Below are 21,080 nucleotides of genomic sequence, written 5' to 3'. Positions count from 1 at the left end.
GTGGCATGATGATTGAACGTATAAATGAAATGTATGAAAAGAAAGATACTAATCGTCTGCAAACAATTTTCTGGACCCTCTTGGTTGTAGCTTTAATTGTTTGGTCAGGGTCTACCATTGATGAAGTGGGAATTGCTAATAAGGGGATTACCTTTGCGGTTAGTATTATGCAAGGGATTCTGCACCCAGATCCTGAACTCCTATTTAATATGACTAAGCAATCAGTACCTTATCTATTAATTGAAACGATGGCAATTGCCCTATTAGGAACGCTGGTTGGAGCTTTCTTCTCCTTCCCATTAGCCTTCTTAGCTTCCAGTAAGGTGGTACCTATGCCAGTTGTGATTATTACCCGGGTCCTCGTTATGGCCATTCGGACCATCCCTGGTTTTGTCTACGGCTTGATGTTTATTCGGGTAACTGGCCCAGGACCTTTCGCAGGGGTCATGACCCTGTCGGTCACTTCCATTGGAATGTTAACCAAGCTTTTCAGTGAAACCATTGATGACATTGATAAGTCTATTCTAGAAGCCTTAGACGCGGCTGGTTGTAATACCTTTGAGAAAATTCGTTGTGGTATTATTCCTCAGCTCTGGTCTTCCCTTATTTCAACCGTAATCTTCCGTTATGATATGAACCTACGGGATGCAACCATCCTTGGTTTGGTAGGTGCCGGTGGGATTGGGGCGCCATTGAAGTTCGCTATGTCTTCTAACCGGTGGACTCAAGTTGGTGCGATTCTGGTTGGCTTAGTGGTCTTAATCTTGTTTGTTGAGTTCTTCTCTTCCTATTTGAGAAAACGTTTGGCCAATGGTTAATTAATCCCTATCAAAATAATTAAGCTCCAAGCTCCCCTAGGTGTGAAAAACCATGGAAATTTGGAGCTTTTTCTATAAATTAATATATTTTACTTGCTATTGTCTTTAGATATGTTATAATATTTCGGTGCGCATGTACGCACAATGAGTGGGAGGAATCGTCGATTCCGCAAACCACATCACGAATATAATTTATAAGGAGGAAACTTTCGTGGCTAAAAAAGTAGTAAACCAAGTGAAATTACAAATCCCTGCGGGACAAGCTAGCCCAGCTCCACCAGTTGGTCCAGCCCTAGGTCAAGCACAAGTAAATATTATGGGATTCTGTAAAGAATTCAACGCTCGTACGCAAGATCAAAATGGGATGATTATCCCAGTTGTAATCGATGTATATGAAGACCGTTCATTTACATTCATTACTAAGACTCCACCAGCTCCAGTTCTATTGAAAAAAGCTGCTGGAATCACTAAAGCATCTGGCGAACCTAACAAGAAAAAAGTAGCTTCAGTGACTCGTCAACAAGTCAAAGAAATTGCCGAATTAAAAATGCAAGATTTAAACGCAGCAGACGTAGAAGCTGCCATGCGTATGATCGAAGGTTCTGCCCGTTCAATGGGTATCACCGTCGAAGACTAGGCATAATCGCAGCTTCTCGCCCCGTGTCTATCGGGTGTGGGAGGTAGTACCGCTAAAACCACAAGTATAGGAGGAATTATAATGGCTAAAAAAGGCAAAAAATATCAAGCTGCCCTTGAAAAAGTAGATCGCGAAAAATTCTACGCACCAAGTGAAGCAGTTGCATTAGCAAAAGAAATCGACTTTGCTGGCTTTGACGCAACCGTTGAAGTCGCATATAACTTAAATATTGACGTTCGTAAAGCAGATCAACAAATCCGTGGCGCAATGGTGTTGCCAAACGGAACTGGTAAGACTCAAACCGTAGTCGTAATCGCTTCTGGTGAAAAAGCTGAAGAAGCTAAAGCCGCTGGCGCAGACTTCGTTGGTGAAGCTGACTTAATCGACAAAATTTCTGACGGTTGGTTAGACTTCGATGTGATGGTGGCAACACCTAACATGATGGGTCAAGTTGGTCGTTTAGGTCGGGTCTTAGGACCAAAAGGCTTAATGCCAAACCCTAAAACCGGTACAGTTACCATGGATGTAACTAAAGCCGTGACTGATATCAAGGCTGGTCAAGTAACTTACCGTGCCGATAAAGCTGGTATTGTAAGTGTTCCAATTGGTAAAGTATCATTTGATGATGCCAAACTTGTTGAAAACTTCAAAGCTTTACATAATGAAATCTTACGTTTGAAACCAGCATCTGCTAAAGGTGTTTATATCCAAAGCTTAACTTTAACAACTACCTTTGGACCTGGTATCAAATTAGATGTTGCTGCCGCAGCATTATAAAATACAAATAAGTATTGACTCATAGAAGTATTTCCATTAGAATACTATCTGTGTTAAACGACCGTAGACAGTAAGTGGCCCCGGCCTTAATTTCTTACCGAGGAAGTTCCTATAATAATCAGGAATCTATCTCTATGTCTAAGGTGGCATAGAGATTTTTATTTATAAAAATCTCTATCAACTTTATGGAGGTGAAAAAGATTTGGCAAGAGGATTAGTAACCGTTGAAGAAAAAGCAGCTCAAGTAGCTGCAATTTCTGAAAAATTACAAAATTCTGCATCTGTGATTGTTGTTGACTATCTTGGTCTTAACGTTGCTGAAGTGACTGAATTACGTAAACAATTACGTGAAGCAGGCGTTGAAATGCAAGTGTTAAAGAACACTATCTTACGTCGTGCAGCTAAGGATGCAAACATTGAAGGCCTTGACGAATATTTCGCAGGACCTACTGCCGTAGCATTTTCATCAGAAGACATCGTAGCACCTGCTAAGATCCTTTCTGAATTTGCTAAAAAGGCTGAAAACTTAAGTATCAAGGGTGGTCTCGTAGAAGGTAAAGTAGCGAACGTTGAAGTAATCAACCAAGTAGCATCTATGCCTGGACGCGAAGAACTCCTTGCGATGTTGGCGCAAGTATTACAAGCTCCAATCCGCAATACTGCATCTGTATTACAACAAATGTCTCCTGCGCTTAAGATGGCTTATGCCCTTAACGCTGTCATTGAAAGTAAATAATTAAAAACATATAAAATGGAGGAATTTTAAAATGGCATTAAACATTGAACAAATTATCGAAGATATCAAAGCAGCAACTGTTGTAGAATTAAACGACTTAGTAAAAGCAATCGAAGAAGAATTCGGCGTTTCTGCTGCTGCTCCTGTTGCTGTAGCTGCTGGTCCAGCTGCTGGTGGCGCTGCTGAAGAAGAAAAAACTGAATTTGACGTAGAATTAGTTTCTGCTGGTTCTGCTAAGATCAAAGTTATCAAAGCTGTTCGTGAAGCTACTGGCTTAGGCTTAAAAGAAGCTAAAGACTTAGTAGATGGCGCTCCTGCTGTTGTTAAAGAAGGTCTTTCTAAAGAAGACGCTGACGCATTAGTTGCAGCTATTACTGAAGCTGGCGGCGAAGCTAAAGCTAAATAATTTTCACCCGAAAATTAAAATAATGAACCAACCTCCTAGTGGGGTTGGTTTTTTATTTGCTTGAAAATAACTTACAGTTATATTAAATAAGGATTAGTTTAAGACTAATTGATTAAAAATAAGGTATAATGGAGTAGAAATTGAAATGAAAGGATGATTGTTATGCGTGTCCTAGTAGTTGACGATGAAAAAGAAATTGTTGAATTACTTACCATATATCTAAAAAATGAAAGTTATGATGTGCTTCAAGCCTTTGATGGGGTGGAAGCTCTTGATTTAATTGCTGAGAATGATGATATTGACCTAGTTCTCTTAGATATCATGATGCCGAAGAAAAATGGTTTAGAGGTTCTTGAAGAAATCCGGAAACAAGGCTTGAACTTCCCAGTCATCTTCCTAACAGCAAAGGCAACCGATACGGATAAAATTACCGGTCTTTTTGCTGGAGCCGATGATTATGTGGCCAAGCCCTTTAACCCCTTAGAAGTGATTGCCCGCATTAAATCTTTATTCCGCCGGCAACAGCTTCTAAATCAAGCCCCTCAAGCTAAAGACACTAGCAAGGTGGAAGTAGGCTCCATAACTATTGACAAAGATTCCCATACTGTAACCACCTTATCCGGTCAAGATGTACAATTGACAGGGTCTGAATTTGATATTCTTTATTTACTGGCTACCCATTTAAATCAAGTTTTCTCAGCGGATGATATTTTGCAAGAAATTTGGCCCGAAGGTAATAAAGCATCTTCTCAAACCGTCATGGTCCATGTCTCCCACTTACGGGATAAGCTAGAAGCAGCCACCAATGGTGAAAAAATCGTTAAAACGGTCTGGGGCCTAGGCTATAAGATTGTAGGCTAGTATGTTTAAGCGAATCATTAAAAAACGGAATAGTAATTTTGAAATCATTTCCCATATTATTTTTGTTGCGGGTGGCGTATCAATTATTTTCTTACTATTAATAACCGCTTATAAAAGCTTTCTATCCACCCCGACGAATATTGAGTTACAGACCCGGATTCGGCGTTGGATTATTGATACTCCGAATCTGTATAAATCGACCATTTGGGGATTTAATGTCAGTTACATTGTCGTTCTGGTCTTATATACTTACTGGAGTACCAAACGTTTTCTAAATAAACGACACTTAGATTCGATTTTGGCTAAGATTGACTATTTTGCCCAGGGTCATTATTCAGAACGAATTCCAGTATCTGAGAAAGATAAGTATCATGTCGTTGCACAGAATATTAATAACCTGTTGGATAGTATTGAAGATTCCTTCCGAGAAAAAAAAGAATTAGAAAAATCAAAAGATGAACTAATTACCAATGTGGGTCACGATCTAAGAACGCCCTTAACTTCAATTGTGGGATATCTAGATCTCTTAAAGAATAAAGATAGCCTGAGTCCTCAAGAATATGATAAATATTTGGACATCGTCCTACGTAAAACAGGTCGGATGCAAGAATTAGTCAATGACTTCTTTGAATATAGCCGGTCGCAACAAACCTTAATTAGTCTTAATCAGGTGGATATTCCGCTAGAAGCTTTTATGGAGCAAGTAGTGGCTGATTTTCGCTGGGAAGCGGAAGCAAAAGGAATCGATTTAACGGTAGAAGTTGAGCCACATGATATCCAAGCGTATTTCGATCCGGATAAGTTTGCTCGTATCTTTGCTAATTTAATTACCAATGCCTTCAAATATGGGCATGGAGCCACAGTCATTCACCTGATAGCTCGTGAAATTTCCAATAGTAATTATAAGACTTTAGCAGGCCGTCCTAATAATATTCCCTTACTAAAGGCGAAATACTCGGGGTCTAAATGGCTGGTTTTTGAAGTTCGTAATAATGGGACCCTCATTGCCGAAGACGAATTAGAAATGATCTTTGAACGGGCCTACCGGGCAGACCAATCTAGAACCAATGATATTCCAGGATCAGGCTTAGGCTTATCAATCGTCCGTAACTTTGTCCATGCCCATGGTGGCCAGACCTATGCCTTGATTGATCAAGACCAGATGGTCTTTCGGATTGTTATCCCCCAGACAATATAAGATATTACAAACAGGTAACAGAATATATACATTCTGTTACCTGTTTGTTATTAAGAAAGCCTTAAGAAATACTTTGCTTTATTAAATAATTTTATAGATATTAAGAATTTATTAAGACACTTAAATTAATTTTAAAAAAATTAAGAAAAAGCCTTGCTAATCTTTTAAGAATTTGTTAATATTCTTATGAAGTTAAGTTTCTTAGGTTTTGAAGTAGACAAATTATTATTTAGGAAAAGAAAGAGGTAAAGACTTATGAAAAAAACATTAGTTAAATTAGTAGCTTTATCAGCTACAGCAATGTCATTAGCAGCAGTTGCTACTCCAGCAGTAAATGCTTATTACAAAGATGCAAATGGAGTAGAATACCAAACATTAGTTAATGTTTCTCAAGAACAATATGCTAAATTATTACCTGAAATTTCTAACAAAATCATTGATGTTAAAGGTAAATTACCAGCTCAAGAAGCAGCTGTTAAAAAAGCAGAAGCAGCTAAAAAAGAATTAGCTAACGCTGAACAAGCATTAAAAGATTTAACTGCAATCTACGGCGAATATACTAAGAAAGTTCAAGCTTTAGCTGAAGAAACACAACGTGCAATTGATTTAGCTGAACAAACTCGTGCAACTGAACTTGCAGAAGCACAAGCCATCGCTGAACCAGCTAGAATCGCAATGGAAGCAGCAGCAACAGCAAAGGCTAATGCTGATAAAGCTTATAACGATGCTGTTGCAGCAGGTACTTTCTCACAAGCTGACTTAGATGCATTAGCACAAACAGCTGCTGCAGCAGGTACTGCTTTAACAGAAGCTACAAATGTACATGCTTCAAAAGTAATTGAACGTGATAACGCAATCGCAGCAGCTCACTCAAAAGCTGATGGTGCTATCTCAGCAGCAAATGCAGCTCATACAACTAAGATGGCTGACTTAAACCGTGAATACAATGTTTCTGATGTATACGGTGTAGATGCTAAAATTAAAGAAGCTAACGATCGCTTAGCAGCAGCTGAAAAAGCTGTTACGAAAACTAGTGAAGATGTACTCTCTACTAGAGCAGAATTAGACGAAGCGACTAAAGCACTTGATGAAGCTACTAAGAACTTAACTGCAGCAAAAATTAAAGTTGCTGAAGAAAAAGCTAATTTAGCTGACCTATACAATACTAAAGCATACTTAGAAGCTAACTTACATGAATTAGTAGTTGGTTCTAAAGCTAACTCTACTGATCCAAGCCGTCTTAACTTAAACAAAGAACAACAAGAAATCGTTAAAGATATCACTGGCAAAGATTCAAAAGATTTACAAGATGCTTATGATAAAACTAAAGCTGAATTAGACAAATTAGTTAAAGAACGCGATGAAATGCGTAAAGAAGCTGAAAAAGAAACTCCAGCTCCTGCAGATCCTAAAGATCCTGCAAAACCATCTGATGACATGAAAGATGGAAGTAAAGAAGCTGCAGAACCAGCTGCTAAAGGTGGCGAAAAATTACCAGAAACTGGTGAAGCTTCTGACTCAGTAATCTTCGGTGCTGCTGCATTATCAATCTTAGCTGGATTAGGACTAGTTGCTCCTAAATTCAAAAAAGAAAACTAATTTAAATAATTAAGTTTAAAGAGAGATCGGTTATCCGGTCTCTTTTTATTTGCCATAAAAATAAAAAAGCCCAGCTTAGGTTAAATGGTTTCGCTTGAAGCGCCCAATCCTAAGCTGGGTTTGTTTTTTTATAAAGCTTTAAAGTCACGTAAGAAGTCTTCAAGTTCTTGCATGTCAGAGTTCTGGTTAACGAATTCGACGGGCTTACCGTCTTTAATAATAAAAGCATGGGGGACGGTTTCGATCCCTAGATTGTCTGCCAAAGCAGTGGCATCAAAGGTATGGGTATTATAGTAATGGAGGGTCACATCTAACTCACTGGCGAGTTGATTGATTTTGGGACTAAATACTTTGCAATAAGGACATTCGTCAAAGCCTAAGTATAGGATAAATGGTTCTTGATCTGATGCTTTCATTAGTTGAGCTAACTCTTCTTCACTAGTAATTGCTTGAATCTGACTAAAGGACATTTGGTCAGCTAAAGATCCATCTGTATGTCTGATTTGGTCAAGGCTTTCATAAGTTGCTTTCTTTTCGGATGGACTTTCTTCTAATAACTCCTGACCTGATTCAAAGGCAATCATACTGATAGAAGATTTTTCTGGTTCATTTTTGTTAGAAGTCGTATTTTCTGAGCTAGCACAAGCAACTAGGCTGCTAGTAATAAAGCAGAGACAAGTTATTTTATAAGCTTTTTTCATTTAATTCACCTATTGATATTCCCCAGCAAGAATCGCTTCAATAACTTGAGCGACCCCATCCTGGGTATTGGGTGCGGCTAAGTATTTAGCGATTTTTTTCACTGGTTCAACCCCGTTTTCCATAGCAAATGAGTAACGGGCCATGCGGAGCATTGACCGGTCATTGAGCGAATCACCAATGGCAGCCACTTGGTCCATATTAATTCCTTTTTCTTTCAGGTAGGCCTGAATAGCAATCCCTTTTTGGGCTTTTTTATGGGTGATTTCTAAGTTATCTGGAGCGGAAGAAGTAATATCCAAGCTTGGAATTTGCCCAAATTGTGCTTGAAAGTCTTGAAGTACTTGGGCTTCGTCTGAGAAAATCATGATTTTCATTGGACTATGGTCAGGATTTAAATCATATTCATCTAAAGATTTAAGGTATTTTTCGTTGGCAACTAGCTGTGCTTGTGAAATTTCGGATAGATCGACTTTTTTACGCTTAGCTTCTTCTTCGAAGAATTTACGCATACGGGTTTGGTGGGCTGCTTTGTCTTTGATATAGATATTATCCATCGACATGAAAGAGTAATTAATCTGGTTTGTTTTTAAATAGTCCACCATATTTAGGACTTCTTGATATTCGATGGGGGTTGGATTATGAATTTTACCCTCTTGATCCCATAGGACGGCTCCATTTAGGGTAATGAAGGAACACTTTATCCCGTTAGCTTCTAATAAGGGTAAGGCAGAATGATAAGCTCTACCGGTTGCGATAATAAACTCAATGCCCGCTGCCTGTAAAGCCTTAATGGCTTTGACAGTTCGTTCACTTAGGACATGGTATTCATTTAATAGCGTCCCATCCATATCGGATGCAAATACTTTTATCATGAGAGACCTCCAATATCTTACTGTATGGATAAAGTATAACAGATTTTTGTAAATTAATTGTATAGATTAACTTTAAATTATATCTTTACTGCTAGAATTTGACTTTTATCTACTGACTTTTGTTGGGATAAGATATAATTGCTTAATAAGAGTATTTATACTAAAATGGTGAGTGATTATAACAGATAAATGGAAGGTTGGGACAATGTTTAAGAAATATAAGCGTGTCATTTCTTTGTTTACTATGCTTATAATGGCTAGTTTTGGTCTACAAACTTCAATCATGTATATGCAAGGAAATAAATTAGTCTTTGCCCAGGATAATACGAGTGGATCCTTACCTGAGTCAAATCCAGAATCGACGAGTATGCCTGAATCTTCAGGTGAGATTGAAACAAGTATCTCAGAATCCATCCCTGAAAGAGAAACAAGCGAGGACTCATCAAGTGCTGATGAATCAGAGGAAACTGGTAATTCGGAGCATAGAGGCACTTCACATGAAGCGCCGATTGTTGAAACGCCTGACTTATTAAATATTCCTTATCTCCCCTTTGTTAAGAATATATTTGCTAGTCAAGGGGAGGCTGATACTTTTATTCAACTCATTAAAGAGGATCCGGATGCTCAAAATCAATTTAAAATTGAAAAAAAGCCAGTTGGGTCTAGCGATGGCTATATGGTTACCTTGAATTATGCAGATGATGCCAGTGAAGGTAAACGATATATTTTATTTTATGCTAGAGCAGAACTTTCTAGTATTGATGAAGCTTACCAGTTAGGAAATGAAATTATGAATACCTATCCAGATTTATTTTTTGACTATGAACCCTGGATGGTTTCGGATGGAGTGTATGACCTTATCCTGGGTATTCGCTATCAAGTAAATACCCCCGATATTGATTTCAATGAGCGTCTGCACCGTTTAACCTATAAGGGGGCTCGTCTACCTCATACTTATACCATTGAACGTGATGAAAATGGGGAATTTCCCGATAAAATTCGCTCCATCATTGAAGCGCAAACAAGACCTTCGCATGATTTCACCGAAACAATTGATGAGGCCCAAGGAATTAAGACGGTTACCATAACCCCCATCGACTATACAGCGGAGTCCTTATCTTCAGTTTCTAATGATTCAAATAATTCAGAGAGTGAGGATGAATCGGTAACTTCTTTGATACAGGTATCGCTGATTCCTGTATCTTCAAGTTCATTAGACCGAGTGACAAGTTCTTTGGTTTTTGAATCTAAAGAGGATAAGTTATTTGGATTTCTACCTTACTCGGGTGATTTATCCAATTTAGTTCTGCTTGCGGTATCAGCCATTGTGTTTATTGTGGGTCTGATTATTTTAATTACCTCTGTACGTAAAACCTAGCTCGATTGGTTTATTTGCCGAGAAAAAGTGATTATGTCCCTTATTTGTTAGAAAGGTAGGAGTTTATGGCAGACCATTATTATACGGCGACACCCCATAGCCAGAGTAATCAACAAACCATTGAAGTGAAGCTGGTAGGTCTTGACTTACATTTCACAACAGATAATGGAGTTTTTTCAAAACAGAGAATGGACTTTGGCTCTCATTTATTAGTTGAGACTTTTGCTCAAGAAGTGCAACTGGCTGAATCAATCTTAGATTTGGGTGCGGGCTATGGTGCTATGACCATCGCCCTAGCCAAGCTATATCCCCAAGCTCACCTAGTGGGAGTTGAGCTAAATGAACGGGCTTTGAATTTGGCTCAGACTAATCAAGACTTGAATCGGGTGGAATCAATTTCTTGGCTTCAAGCGGATGCGACGAGTATCAATCTCGATGTCATGTTTGATTTTGTTATCACCAATCCACCGATTAGGGCAGGTAAAGCTGTGATTCAGGCTTTTGTTGATCAGGCTTATAAGTATTTAAATCCATGTGGCCAAGTTTGGGTGGTCATTCAAAAGAAACAAGGAGCACCTTCTATGATGGACTATCTTCAAGCAAGTTTTGGAAATGTGACCAAGTTAAAACAAGACAAGGGTTACTGGATTCTTGTGAGTACAAAAGAATCAGTATAAAGTAGGACCGGCATATTTGTAAGCCGGTCTTTTTTGTTACCGGTTTGAAAGTGTTTGCATTCTTGTTTGTTAGCATGATAGACTTATCTTGAGGTGAGGTTATGAAAAAAATATGGGGACAAATTATTGCTGTGTTAGCTGTAGGTTTAATTTTCTTTTCAGGAACGCCGCTTGTCTTGGCAGAGAGTGTCGGCTTAGACCAGATGATTAAATCTGAGGCCTGGTATGGTCAGCTTGACCAAGATTTTACCGCTTGGGCGGTCAATATGGGACAATCATATGTTCGCTATTATCCTGGTGACCAGATGGATGATTTTAATCACGCTGGTTATAGTATCCGTGATATGTTTCAAGATATGGCGGTAGGCGACCAACATGTGGTCCCAGTCTTAGCCCATGAGGCAGGACCGGATGACCAATATGTGGTCCATGCTATTTATTCAACTTATGATAAAGAAAATCCGCCTATGCGAGTGATTACTTATTTAATGGTGACGGGACCTAACGGTTATCAAACTTTAGTTACGGAACAGATGGATGGTGATTTTTTAGTCTTTAATCCGACTCGTAACCAAGATTTAGCTGCTTTAAGTCAAGCGGTAGATGAAAATTTTGGGCAAGAAAGCGGTGGTCGGAGTCTGGAAGAAAATTCAGAGTCAAATAGTGACCAGCTAACCCTAGATGACCATGGTCAACCCAAGCCTTTAGTTTCTCAAGATGGTCATGATATATTTAAGGAATTCGCTCAGTTCTTAGTCGACTATGGGGGACAAGCTCAAGATTATCAACAAGTTTTAGGTGGCAATGCCGACCCTAATGAGCAGAACCGAACAGTGACTATTGATGACCAAGTCTATCAATGGGGTCCGGCTGAAGGGGCTGACTATAATGATGCTGTGGTTCTGCACAATGTCTCAACGGATGAATGGCAATTTCTGCTGAAGGAACCCAATCAATTTCGATTTAAGCTAGTTCAGTTGCTGGAAGATAACTTTTACCAAACCGTAGACGATCCTCCACTTATTGAGGGCTATATCCGAATTCATTATGGCTTACCGGCTTTAGCATATTACTACGATGTTAATCAAATTACCCCAGCTGTATCGAATTTGGATGCTATAGAAAAAGATTTAAGCTTTCTTTATTTGAATCGGGACCAAACTTTTACGATTGCTGATTTTGAAAAGTACTTACGTACGACCAATTCTAGTATTTTACCGAAGGATAGTCTAGTAGTAGGGAAATCCTATGATTTCCAAGATGATCAAGGCATTCGCAATTACTCATCCGTAGAAGAGAATGGCAAGGGGAATTTTACCTATCATCTCGACCAAGGGGGCCCGGTCTTTACTTGGAATGCTTTTGCCTATAAGGGGAATATTGTTTCAGTCAGTTGGCATCAGGGGCCAGAAGGCAAGGTTGCCCTTTTAGATGGGGAAACATATAATGAGCTTTCTTCCTTTACCATTACGGTGGATGATATTCAAGCTTATTGGGATGCGACTAGAAATGATAATTAGATGCGCATTTATATTCAAGTGAATCTAACTAAAAATTAGAGAGGTCCCCCTAAAGGGAGGCTTGCTTTTTTATTAAAAATGTAGTATTGTTAATAGATGTAAAGATTAATTAGATGTAGAAGAATGGCTTGAAATATTGTCCAGGCCAGGCTTCGTCCGGATAAAACAAAAGAGTGTGCCAAGTAAGAGCATAGACTTTTGTCTTTTTTTTGTCTTTTTTTCGGGGTAATTGCGCTTTTGTTAATGAAATGTAAATTTTGTAAACAAATCGTAACATCTTCTGGGTCTTAATAAATAAAGGGGTGAAAAGCTTGAGTCATCATCATATTGTTAAATATGGTAAGAAAGCCGAACGTCGATCATATTCACGTATTCATGAAGTTCTTGAGATGCCAAACTTAATTGAAATCCAAACCGATTCCTATCAATGGTTCTTGGATGAAGGATTACAATTGATGTTTGATGATATCTCTCCAATTGTTGACCACTCAGAGAATTTAGAATTACATTTTGTTGGTTATTCTTTAAAGGAAGCTAAATATGATGTCAATGAGGCACGTAGTCATGATGCTAACTATTCTCGACCAATCTATGTTACTTTGCGCTTAATCAATAAAGAAACTGGAGAAGTTAAGGAACAAGAAGTCTTCTTTGGTGATTTCCCAATGATGACCGAAATGGGAACCTTCATTATTAATGGGGCGGAACGGGTTATTGTTTCTCAATTAGTCCGCTCACCAAGTGTTTATTTCCATGACCGGGTTGATAAGAAAAACCGTCATACCTTCACTACGACAGTTATTCCTAACCGGGGTGCCTGGTTAGAGTTCGAAACGGATGCTAAAGGTGTGGCCTATACCCGGATCGACCGAACCCGTAAATTACCAATGACCGAATTAATTCGAGCCCTTGGTTTTGAATCTGATGAAGAAATCATCGATATCTTTACGGAATCTGACTTACTCGAAGCAACCCTTGATAAAGATGTTCATAAAAATATTGCTGATTCTCGGATTGAAGAATCTTTGAAAGACATTTATGAACGTCTAAGACCAGGCGAACCTAAGACAGCTGAATCATCCCGTAATTTATTAATTGCTCGTTTCTTCGATCCACGTCGCTATGACTTGGCTCCTGTTGGACGTTATAAAATTAATAAAAAATTAAATCTTAAATACCGTCTACAAGGATTAACCTTGGCGGAAAACCTTGCTGACCCTGAAACGGGTGAAATTATCTTCCCTGAGGGTACTGAATTAACCCATGATAAGATGGATACTTTAATTCCTTATCTTGAAAATAATATCAACTTAGTAACATTATATCCTTCAGAAGAAGGAGTCTTGGGTGAACCGGTTGATGTGCAAATTATCAAGGTTTACTCTCCGCGTGACCCTGAGAAAGTGATTAACATTATTGGTAATGGTAATATCACGCCAGATGTACGATCTCTAACGCCAGCTGATATTATTGCTTCTGCAAACTATTATCTATTCTTAGATTATGGTATTGGTGTGTCTGATGATATTGACCACTTGGGTAACCGTCGGATTCGGTCTGTCGGTGAATTGCTACAAAACCAATTCCGTATCGGTCTTTCTCGGATGGAGCGGGTGGTACGTGAACGGATGTCATTACAAGATACCTCTTCAATGACTCCGCAACAATTAATTAATATCCGTCCAGTAGTAGCGGCAATTAAAGAATTCTTTGGTTCTTCTCAATTGTCTCAATTCATGGATCAATCCAATCCATTGGGTGAGTTGACTCATAAACGTCGTCTTTCTGCCTTAGGACCTGGTGGTTTAACCCGGGACCGGGCTGGTTATGAAGTGCGTGACGTTCACTATACTCACTATGGTCGGATGTGTCCGATTGAAACCCCAGAAGGTCCAAACATTGGTTTGATTAATAACTTAGCAAGTTACGCTAAGATTAATGAATATGGCTTCATTGAAACCCCATATCGTAAGGTGGACAAAGCCACCCATAAACCAACGGATCAAATTGATTACTTAACTGCTGACGAAGAAGATTACTATGTGGTAGCCCAAGCTAACTCTAAGTTAAATGAAGATGGTAGCTTTGCTAATGAAACGGTTATGGCACGTTATGTGGATGAAAACTTGGAAATCCCAATTGAGCGGGTAGACTATATGGATGTGTCACCGAAACAAGTTGTTTCGGTTGCGACAGCGTCTATTCCATTCTTAGAAAATGATGACTCCAACCGGGCCTTGATGGGAGCTAACATGCAACGGCAAGCTGTGCCACTCTTGAAACCACATGCTCCATTTGTCGGAACCGGGATTGAATATCAAGCCGCCCATGACTCTGGTGCTGCCCTTCTATGTAAACGTGATGGCCAGGTTATCTACGTTGATGCCAATGAAGTCAAAGTTCAACTCGAAGACGGTTCAGTTGATTCTTATCATTTAACTAAGTTTGCCCGGTCTAATGCGGGTACTTGCTACAATCAACGTCCATTAGTTAGAACCGGTGAACAAGTTGAAAAAGGTGATATTCTTGCGGATGGTCCTTCAATGCAAAATGGGGAAATGTCTCTAGGTCAAAATCCACTGGTCGCCTTTATGACTTGGGATGGCTATAACTATGAAGATGCCATTATCATGTCAGAACGTTTAGTTAAAGATGATGTTTATACTTCAATTCATATTGAAGAATATGAATCTGAAGCTCGTGATACTAAATTAGGACCTGAAGAAATAACGCGTGAAATTCCTAATGTGAGTGAAGATGCCCTTAAATACTTAGATAAAGACGGTATTATTGCCATTGGTGCGGAAGTACGTGATGGTGATATCCTAGTTGGTAAAGTTACCCCTAAAGGTGTAACTGAATTATCAGCTGAAGAACGTTTATTACATGCTATCTTTGGTGAAAAAGCCCGTGAAGTAAGAGATACCTCGCTACGTGTACCTCATGGTGGTGGCGGTATCGTCCACGATGTTAAGATTTTCACCCGTGAAAATGGCGATGAATTATCACCAGGTGTTAACATGCTCGTTCGGGTCTTCATCGTTCAAAAACGTAAGATTCAAGTTGGGGATAAAATGGCTGGACGTCATGGTAATAAAGGGGTTGTTTCCCTTATCGTGCCAGAAGAAGATATGCCATTCTTACCAGATGGTACTCCAGTTGATATCATGTTGAACCCATTAGGGGTTCCTTCTCGGATGAACATCGGACAAGTATTTGAACTTCACTTAGGTATGGCTGCTCGTTCTCTAGGTATCAATATTGCTACACCAGTCTTTGATGGGGCCAATGAAAATGATGTTTGGGAAACTGTTAAAGAAGCAGGTATGGCTGAAGATGCCAAGACCATTCTGTATGATGGTCGGACCGGTGAACCGTTTGACCGTAAGGTTTCCGTTGGGGTTATGTACATGATGAAATTAGGCCACATGGTTGATGATAAGCTCCATGCTCGTTCAACTGGACCTTACTCACTCGTTACCCAACAACCATTGGGTGGTAAAGCTCAATTTGGTGGCCAACGGTTTGGTGAAATGGAAGTTTGGGCCCTTGAAGCTTACGGTGCAGCCTATACCCTCCAAGAAATCTTGACTTATAAGTCAGATGATGTGGTTGGTCGGGTTAAGACCTATGAAGCCATTGTTAAGGGGGAACAAATTCCGCGCCCAGGCGTTCCTGAGTCCTTCCGTGTCCTTGTAAAAGAATTACAAGCCCTTGGTTTAGACCTAAAAGTACTAGATCAAGATGATCAAGAAATCGACCTCCAAGACGATGAAGACGAAGATGACGTAGTCAACTTCAATGCCTTAGAGAAGTTCAAAGAAGAACAAAAACAAGCTGAACATAAAGAACTTGAAGAAGAGTTCGCGGAAGAAGAGGTAGACGACCCAGAAGAAGTCACTGCCGCTTTGACCGATGATGATCAAGAATAATATTGGCTAATGAAATGATGAGGGGCTGGACTTTTGTCCCGCTCCCAGATCATTTAAAAAAATAAGGAGGTTGGCCCTTTGATAGATGTAAACAATTTCGAATCTATGCAAATTGGTTTGGCATCCCCAGAAAAAATTCGTTCATGGTCTTATGGTGAAGTAAAGAAACCAGAAACCATTAACTACCGTACTTTGAAACCAGAAAAAGATGGTTTATTCTGCGAGCGAATTTTTGGCCCAACGAAAGATTGGGAATGTGCCTGTGGTAAATATAAACGGATCCGTTACAAAGGTCGGGTTTGTGAACGTTGTGGGGTTGAAGTAACCCGCGCTAAAGTGCGTCGTGAACGAATGGGACACATTGAACTTGCTGCCCCAGTAACTCATGTTTGGTACTTTAAAGGTATTCCAAGTCGGATGGGTCTAGTTTTAGACTTAAGTCCACGTTTATTAGAAGAAGTCATCTACTTTGCATCTTATATTGTGATTGATGCGGGCGATACTGATTTGGAACCTAAATCATTATTAACTGAAACTGAATACCGGGAAAAACGTCGGGAATATGGCAACCGTTTTGTGGCTAAGATGGGTGCTGAAGCAATCAAAGACTTATTAGAAAAAGTAGATCTTGAAGCTGAAGTAGCCGAACTTAGAGACATCTTAAAGACTGCGACTGGTCAAAAACGGACCCGTGCCGTGCGTCGTTTGGAAATTTTGGATTCCTTTGTGGCTTCAGGTAATAAACCATCTTGGATGGTTATGGAAGCTTTACCAGTTATTCCACCTGAATTACGCCCAATGGTCCAATTAGAAGGCGGTCGTTTTGCAACGTCTGATTTAAATGACCTTTACCGTCGGGTAATTAACCGGAATAACCGGTTAAAACGCTTATTAGATCTAGGTGCACCAAATATTATCGTACAAAATGAAAAACGGATGCTTCAAGAAGCAGTCGATTCATTGATTGATAATGGTCGTCGTGGTCGTGCTGTAACTGGTCCTGGTAACCGTCCATTAAAATCTCTTTCTCATATGCTTAAAGGGAAACAAGGTCGTTTCCGTCAAAACTTACTAGGTAAACGGGTAGACTATTCTGGGCGGTCTGTTATCGTCGTTGGACCAAGTCTAAAGATGTACCAATGTGGTTTACCAAAAGAAATGGCCATTGAATTATTCAAGCCATTTGTCATGAAAGAATTAGTTGACCGTGAAATCGCGGGCAATATCAAGACAGCTAAACGGATGATTGAAACTCAAGATAACCGGATTTGGCCAGTCATTGAAGAAGTGATTCGGGAACACCCAGTTCTATTAAACCGGGCACCGACACTCCACCGTTTAGGTATCCAAGCCTTCGAACCAACCTTGGTTGAAGGTAAAGCGATTCGTCTTCACCCCTTAGTCTGTGAAGCATACAATGCCGACTTCGATGGGGACCAAATGGCGATTCACGTACCACTTTCCGAAGAAGCCCAAGCTGAAGCTCGGTTACTCATGTTAGCCGCACAACATATCTTGAACCCTAAAGATGGTAAACCTGTTGTTACCCCTTCTCAAGATATGGTTTTAGGTAATTATTACCTAACGCTTGAAGAAACTGGCCGTGAAGGTGAAGGTATGGTAATTGGATCTGTTGAAGAAGCTGAAATTGCCTACCAAAATGGCTATGCTCACTTACATACTCGTGTTGCAATTCCTGCCCGTGCAATTAAAGGTAAACCATTTACTGATTGGCAAAAAGACCGTCTTATGGTGACAACCATTGGTAAAATTATTTTCAACCAAATTATGCCAGTGGAATTCCCTTATTTAAATGAAGCGTCTAATGAAAATCTCATTGAAAAAACTCCAGATAAGTATTTCTTAGAAAAAGGAACTGACGTGAAGGCAGCGATTGAAGCTATGCCAATTGTAGGACCATTTAAGAAGAAAGACTTAGGAAACATCATCGCTGAAGTCTTCAAACGCTTCAAAGTAACGCAAACATCTGAAATGCTAGATAAATTGAAGAATCAAGGTTACAAATATTCTTCACGGTCTGGTATTACAGTTGGGGTTGCGGACGTTATCCGTCTTGAATCTAAACCAGGAATTTTAGAAAATGCCCATGACCAGGTTGAAAAGATTACTAAGCAATACCGTCGTGGTTTAATTACTGAAGATGAACGTTACCAAAGCGTTATTTCAACTTGGGAAAAAGCAAAAGACCAAATCCAACATGACTTGGTTGAATCTCTTCCAGCGCTTAACCCAATCAATATGATGTCTGATTCAGGTGCCCGTGGTAATATCTCTAACTTTACTCAGTTAGCCGGTATGCGTGGAAACATGGCAGCCCCATCTGGTAAGATTATTGAATTACCAATCACTTCTAATTTCCGGGAAGGTTTGTCCGTCTTGGAAATGTTCATCTCAACTCACGGTGCCCGTAAAGGTATGACCGATACGGCCTTGAAGACCGCTGACTCTGGTTATTTAACTCGTCGTTTAGTTGACGTAGCCCAAGATGTTATCGTCCGTGAAGATGATTGTGGTACTGATAAAGGTATAGAAGTTCGTGCGATTATGGACGGTAATTCTGTGACTGAATCACTGGAAGAACGTCTAATCGGCCGTTATACTCAAAAAACGGTTAAAGATCCTCAAACTGGCCAAGATATTATCGGACCAAATCAATTAATTGATGAAGATACTGCAGCTAAGATTGTTGCAGCTGGAATTGAAGCCGTAACGATCCGCTCTGTCTTCACTTGTGACACAGACCACGGTGTATGTAAACACTGTTATGGTCGTAACTTAGCCACAGGTGCTGAAGTTGAAGTCGGTGAAGCGGTCGGAACGATTGCGGCACAGTCAATCGGTGAACCAGGTACTCAGTTAACCATGCGTACCTTCCATACCGGTGGTGTTGCCGGTGGTGGCGATATCACTCAAGGTTTGCCTCGTATCCAAGAAATTTTTGAAGCCCGTCATCCTAAAGGTCAAGCAACCATTACTGAAGTAGCTGGTACGGTAGAATCCATTGAAGAAAAAGCTTCAGATCGTACTAAAGATATTACTATTAAGGGTATTACCGATACGCGTACTTACAATGTGCCATTCCAAGCCCGTCTTAAAGTTGTGGAAGGTGACACTGTTAAACGGGGTCAACCACTAACTGAAGGTTCAATTGATCCAAAAGAATTACTCCGGATTACGGATGTTTTATCTGTTGAAACTTATCTATTAGATGAGGTTCAAGGTGTATACCGTAGCCAAGGGGTAGAAATTGGCGATAAGCACGTTGAAGTAATGGTACGTCAAATGTTACGTAAAGTCCGTGTAATGGATCCAGCATCAACTGATATCTTGCCTGGCTCCTTAATGGATATTGCTGACTTTACTAAAGCTAATATGGCCTCCATTATGTCAGGCGAAACACCTGCGACAGCTCGTCCAGTTCTTCTCGGTATCACTAAGGCTGCTCTAGAAACTAAATCCTTTATTTCAGCAGCTTCCTTCCAAGAAACGACACGTGTCTTAACTGATGCGGCTATTCGTGGGGACAAAGACCGTCTAATTGGTTTGAAGGAAAATGTTATCATAGGTAAGCTAATTCCAGCTGGTACTGGTATGCGTCGTTACCGTGATATTCAAACTTCAACTCATGAGGAAGAATTAACGGATATTGCACAAGAATTAACTGAAGAAGTTTCGGTTGATTAATTTATTAATAAATCTAGACCAAGCAAGAAAGTTTCTTGCTTGGTCTTTTTATATTTGAAGTAAAATATGTAAAGGCAGAAAAGCTAATACAAGGAAGGGGACGAAGGGGATCTGTCTAACCTTTGTGATTAAACAACAACAAAGTCCACTTGATGCAGCAAGAAAGAAAAAATAAGGAATAAATTCAAAAGGTAAACAGACACATAGGATTCCAATCAATTTAAGGTCTGCACCGCCGATATAGTTAGTAAAAAAGAAATAGAGTATCGTCAAAATAAATAGAATGAAGAAATGCTGGTAAGAAATAAAAAGAAGCCTGAAAGTAAAATAATTATAAAAAAGGAGAATGAAAAGTCCTATTTGAAATAGGTCGGGAATATACTGATAGCTTAAATCAAAACAGATCATTAGAAATAATATGCTATAGAATAAGTAATAATAAAGGCTGTTGTTAAAATATATGTAGACAATAGAAAAGATAAGTCCAAGTGTAAGCTCACTTAGGGGGTAAATGGGATTAATTATTTGCTTGCAGTCGGGACAAGTACCGCGATAGTAAAGATAAGAAAAAATAGGGATTAATTCTCGCCATGATAAGTGGCGGCCACAGCAATCGCAGACAGATCGACCCAGAAAAAAACTAAATAAGTGATTCCATCGATGGACTAAACATAATTCTAAGGATCCCAAAAAACAGCCGGCTACAAAAACTAAAACTAACCACATAAAGCACCTCCTTTATTAAATACCCTAAATCTAGTCAATTCCTTGGAAGAAACGCCAGAATTTAAATACCCTAAACCTCGTAGAAGTAAGAATAAAGCTGGAAAACGAAGAAAAATAAAAAATACGAAAAAATTAAAAAAATCGTTGACATGAATTGGAATAGGTGATATTATACTATCTGTTGCCGATACAAAGGGCGAACGAAAATAAACAAGTTTAAAATAAATAAAAAAACTTGTTGACAAACGTTTAACATGATGGTAACATATAGAAGTTGTCACTTGAAAAAAACAAAAGACAACGAAAGCTCATTGAAAACTGAACAAAGACAAACACCAATTTGTGTAAGGGGTTCGTATAAACGAACAACCCGAATATTAAATTCGAGACAAACTGTGTATGATCAGTATAAAATCATAATTAGCTAGTATTTAAATGAGTCAATTAGGCTTATGAAATTAACTTTCATGAGAGTTTGATCCTGGCTCAGGACGAACGCTGGCGGCGTGCCTAATACATGCAAGTCGAACGCACTG

The 21,080-nt window shown here is 39.4% G+C and carries 16 protein-coding genes, 1 rRNA gene and 1 other annotated feature; of the genes, 14 read left to right on the top strand and 3 right to left on the bottom strand.

The window, feature by feature from the left end:
• The first annotated feature begins 8 nt into the window (after positions 1-8).
• From phnE to G396_RS0105915, 8 genes are all read left to right on the top strand, one after another.
• Complete coding sequence (phnE, locus tag G396_RS0105950; RefSeq protein ID WP_028125376.1) at positions 9-818, top strand: phosphonate ABC transporter, permease protein PhnE; 810 nt, start codon at positions 9-11, stop codon at positions 816-818.
• A gap of 211 nt (positions 819-1,029) precedes the next feature.
• Positions 1,030-1,455: a 50S ribosomal protein L11 gene (gene rplK / locus G396_RS0105945; protein WP_028125375.1), complete on the top strand. Its 426-nt coding sequence runs from the start codon at positions 1,030-1,032 to the stop codon at positions 1,453-1,455.
• Positions 1,456-1,536: 81 nt separating this feature from the next.
• The gene (gene rplA, locus G396_RS0105940; RefSeq protein WP_006418076.1) at positions 1,537-2,232 is read left to right on the top strand and encodes a 50S ribosomal protein L1; all 696 of its coding nucleotides are present in this window, start codon (positions 1,537-1,539) and stop codon (positions 2,230-2,232) included.
• A 43-nt stretch (positions 2,233-2,275) separates the two neighbouring features.
• Positions 2,276-2,402, top strand: a sequence feature (ribosomal protein L10 leader region).
• Between the two features lie 32 nt (positions 2,403-2,434).
• Positions 2,435-2,968, top strand: a complete 534-nt coding sequence (gene rplJ / locus G396_RS0105935; RefSeq protein ID WP_006418073.1) for a 50S ribosomal protein L10 — start codon at positions 2,435-2,437, stop codon at positions 2,966-2,968.
• Positions 2,969-2,999: 31 nt separating this feature from the next.
• The gene (gene rplL / locus G396_RS0105930) at positions 3,000-3,374 is read left to right on the top strand and encodes a 50S ribosomal protein L7/L12 (protein WP_006418080.1); all 375 of its coding nucleotides are present in this window, start codon (positions 3,000-3,002) and stop codon (positions 3,372-3,374) included.
• Between the two features lie 162 nt (positions 3,375-3,536).
• On the top strand, positions 3,537-4,235 hold the full coding sequence (locus G396_RS0105925) for a response regulator transcription factor (protein WP_028125374.1): 699 nt from the start codon (positions 3,537-3,539) through the stop codon (positions 4,233-4,235).
• Between the two features lies 1 nt (position 4,236).
• The gene (locus G396_RS0105920; RefSeq protein WP_028125373.1) at positions 4,237-5,433 is read left to right on the top strand and encodes a sensor histidine kinase; all 1,197 of its coding nucleotides are present in this window, start codon (positions 4,237-4,239) and stop codon (positions 5,431-5,433) included.
• A 255-nt stretch (positions 5,434-5,688) separates the two neighbouring features.
• A complete protein-coding gene (locus tag G396_RS0105915; protein ID WP_028125372.1) occupies positions 5,689-7,032 on the top strand; it encodes an LPXTG cell wall anchor domain-containing protein in 1,344 nt (447 codons plus the stop codon).
• A gap of 128 nt (positions 7,033-7,160) precedes the next feature.
• Here G396_RS0105915 and G396_RS10955 read toward each other — a convergent pair whose 3' ends face one another.
• Positions 7,161-7,733: a thioredoxin family protein gene (locus G396_RS10955; protein WP_051221164.1), complete on the bottom strand. Its 573-nt coding sequence runs from the start codon at positions 7,731-7,733 to the stop codon at positions 7,161-7,163.
• A 9-nt stretch (positions 7,734-7,742) separates the two neighbouring features.
• A complete protein-coding gene (locus tag G396_RS0105905; RefSeq protein ID WP_028125371.1) occupies positions 7,743-8,606 on the bottom strand; it encodes a Cof-type HAD-IIB family hydrolase in 864 nt (287 codons plus the stop codon).
• Positions 8,607-8,811: 205 nt separating this feature from the next.
• On the opposite strand from G396_RS0105905, the gene G396_RS0105900 reads away from it, so the two are divergent.
• The 5 genes from G396_RS0105900 (at position 8,812) to rpoC (ending at position 19,818) form a co-directional block, all read left to right on the top strand.
• Positions 8,812-9,984 (top strand): hypothetical protein, encoded by a 1,173-nt coding sequence (locus tag G396_RS0105900; protein ID WP_028125370.1) that lies wholly within the window; start codon positions 8,812-8,814, stop codon positions 9,982-9,984.
• 65 nt (positions 9,985-10,049) lie between these two features.
• Complete coding sequence (locus tag G396_RS0105895) at positions 10,050-10,661, top strand: class I SAM-dependent methyltransferase (protein ID WP_028125369.1); 612 nt, start codon at positions 10,050-10,052, stop codon at positions 10,659-10,661.
• A gap of 101 nt (positions 10,662-10,762) precedes the next feature.
• The gene (locus tag G396_RS0105890; protein WP_028125368.1) at positions 10,763-12,181 is read left to right on the top strand and encodes a DUF4767 domain-containing protein; all 1,419 of its coding nucleotides are present in this window, start codon (positions 10,763-10,765) and stop codon (positions 12,179-12,181) included.
• A 311-nt stretch (positions 12,182-12,492) separates the two neighbouring features.
• Complete coding sequence (rpoB, locus tag G396_RS0105885) at positions 12,493-16,113, top strand: DNA-directed RNA polymerase subunit beta (protein WP_006418074.1); 3,621 nt, start codon at positions 12,493-12,495, stop codon at positions 16,111-16,113.
• Positions 16,114-16,191: 78 nt separating this feature from the next.
• On the top strand, positions 16,192-19,818 hold the full coding sequence (gene rpoC / locus G396_RS0105880) for a DNA-directed RNA polymerase subunit beta' (protein ID WP_028125367.1): 3,627 nt from the start codon (positions 16,192-16,194) through the stop codon (positions 19,816-19,818).
• 48 nt (positions 19,819-19,866) lie between these two features.
• On the opposite strand, the gene G396_RS12105 is transcribed toward rpoC, so the two are convergent.
• The gene (locus tag G396_RS12105) at positions 19,867-20,544 is read right to left on the bottom strand and encodes a prepilin peptidase (RefSeq protein WP_081683554.1); all 678 of its coding nucleotides are present in this window, start codon (positions 20,542-20,544) and stop codon (positions 19,867-19,869) included.
• A 463-nt stretch (positions 20,545-21,007) separates the two neighbouring features.
• Here G396_RS12105 and G396_RS0105875 point away from each other — a divergent pair.
• Positions 21,008-21,080: ribosomal RNA gene (locus G396_RS0105875) — 16S ribosomal RNA — on the top strand; the annotation flags it as partial.

This window comes from Eremococcus coleocola DSM 15696, from assembly GCF_000428865.1.
GTDB lineage: Bacteria > Bacillota > Bacilli > Lactobacillales > Aerococcaceae > Eremococcus > Eremococcus coleocola.
This window is presented reverse-complemented; position numbering and strand designations above follow the sequence as displayed.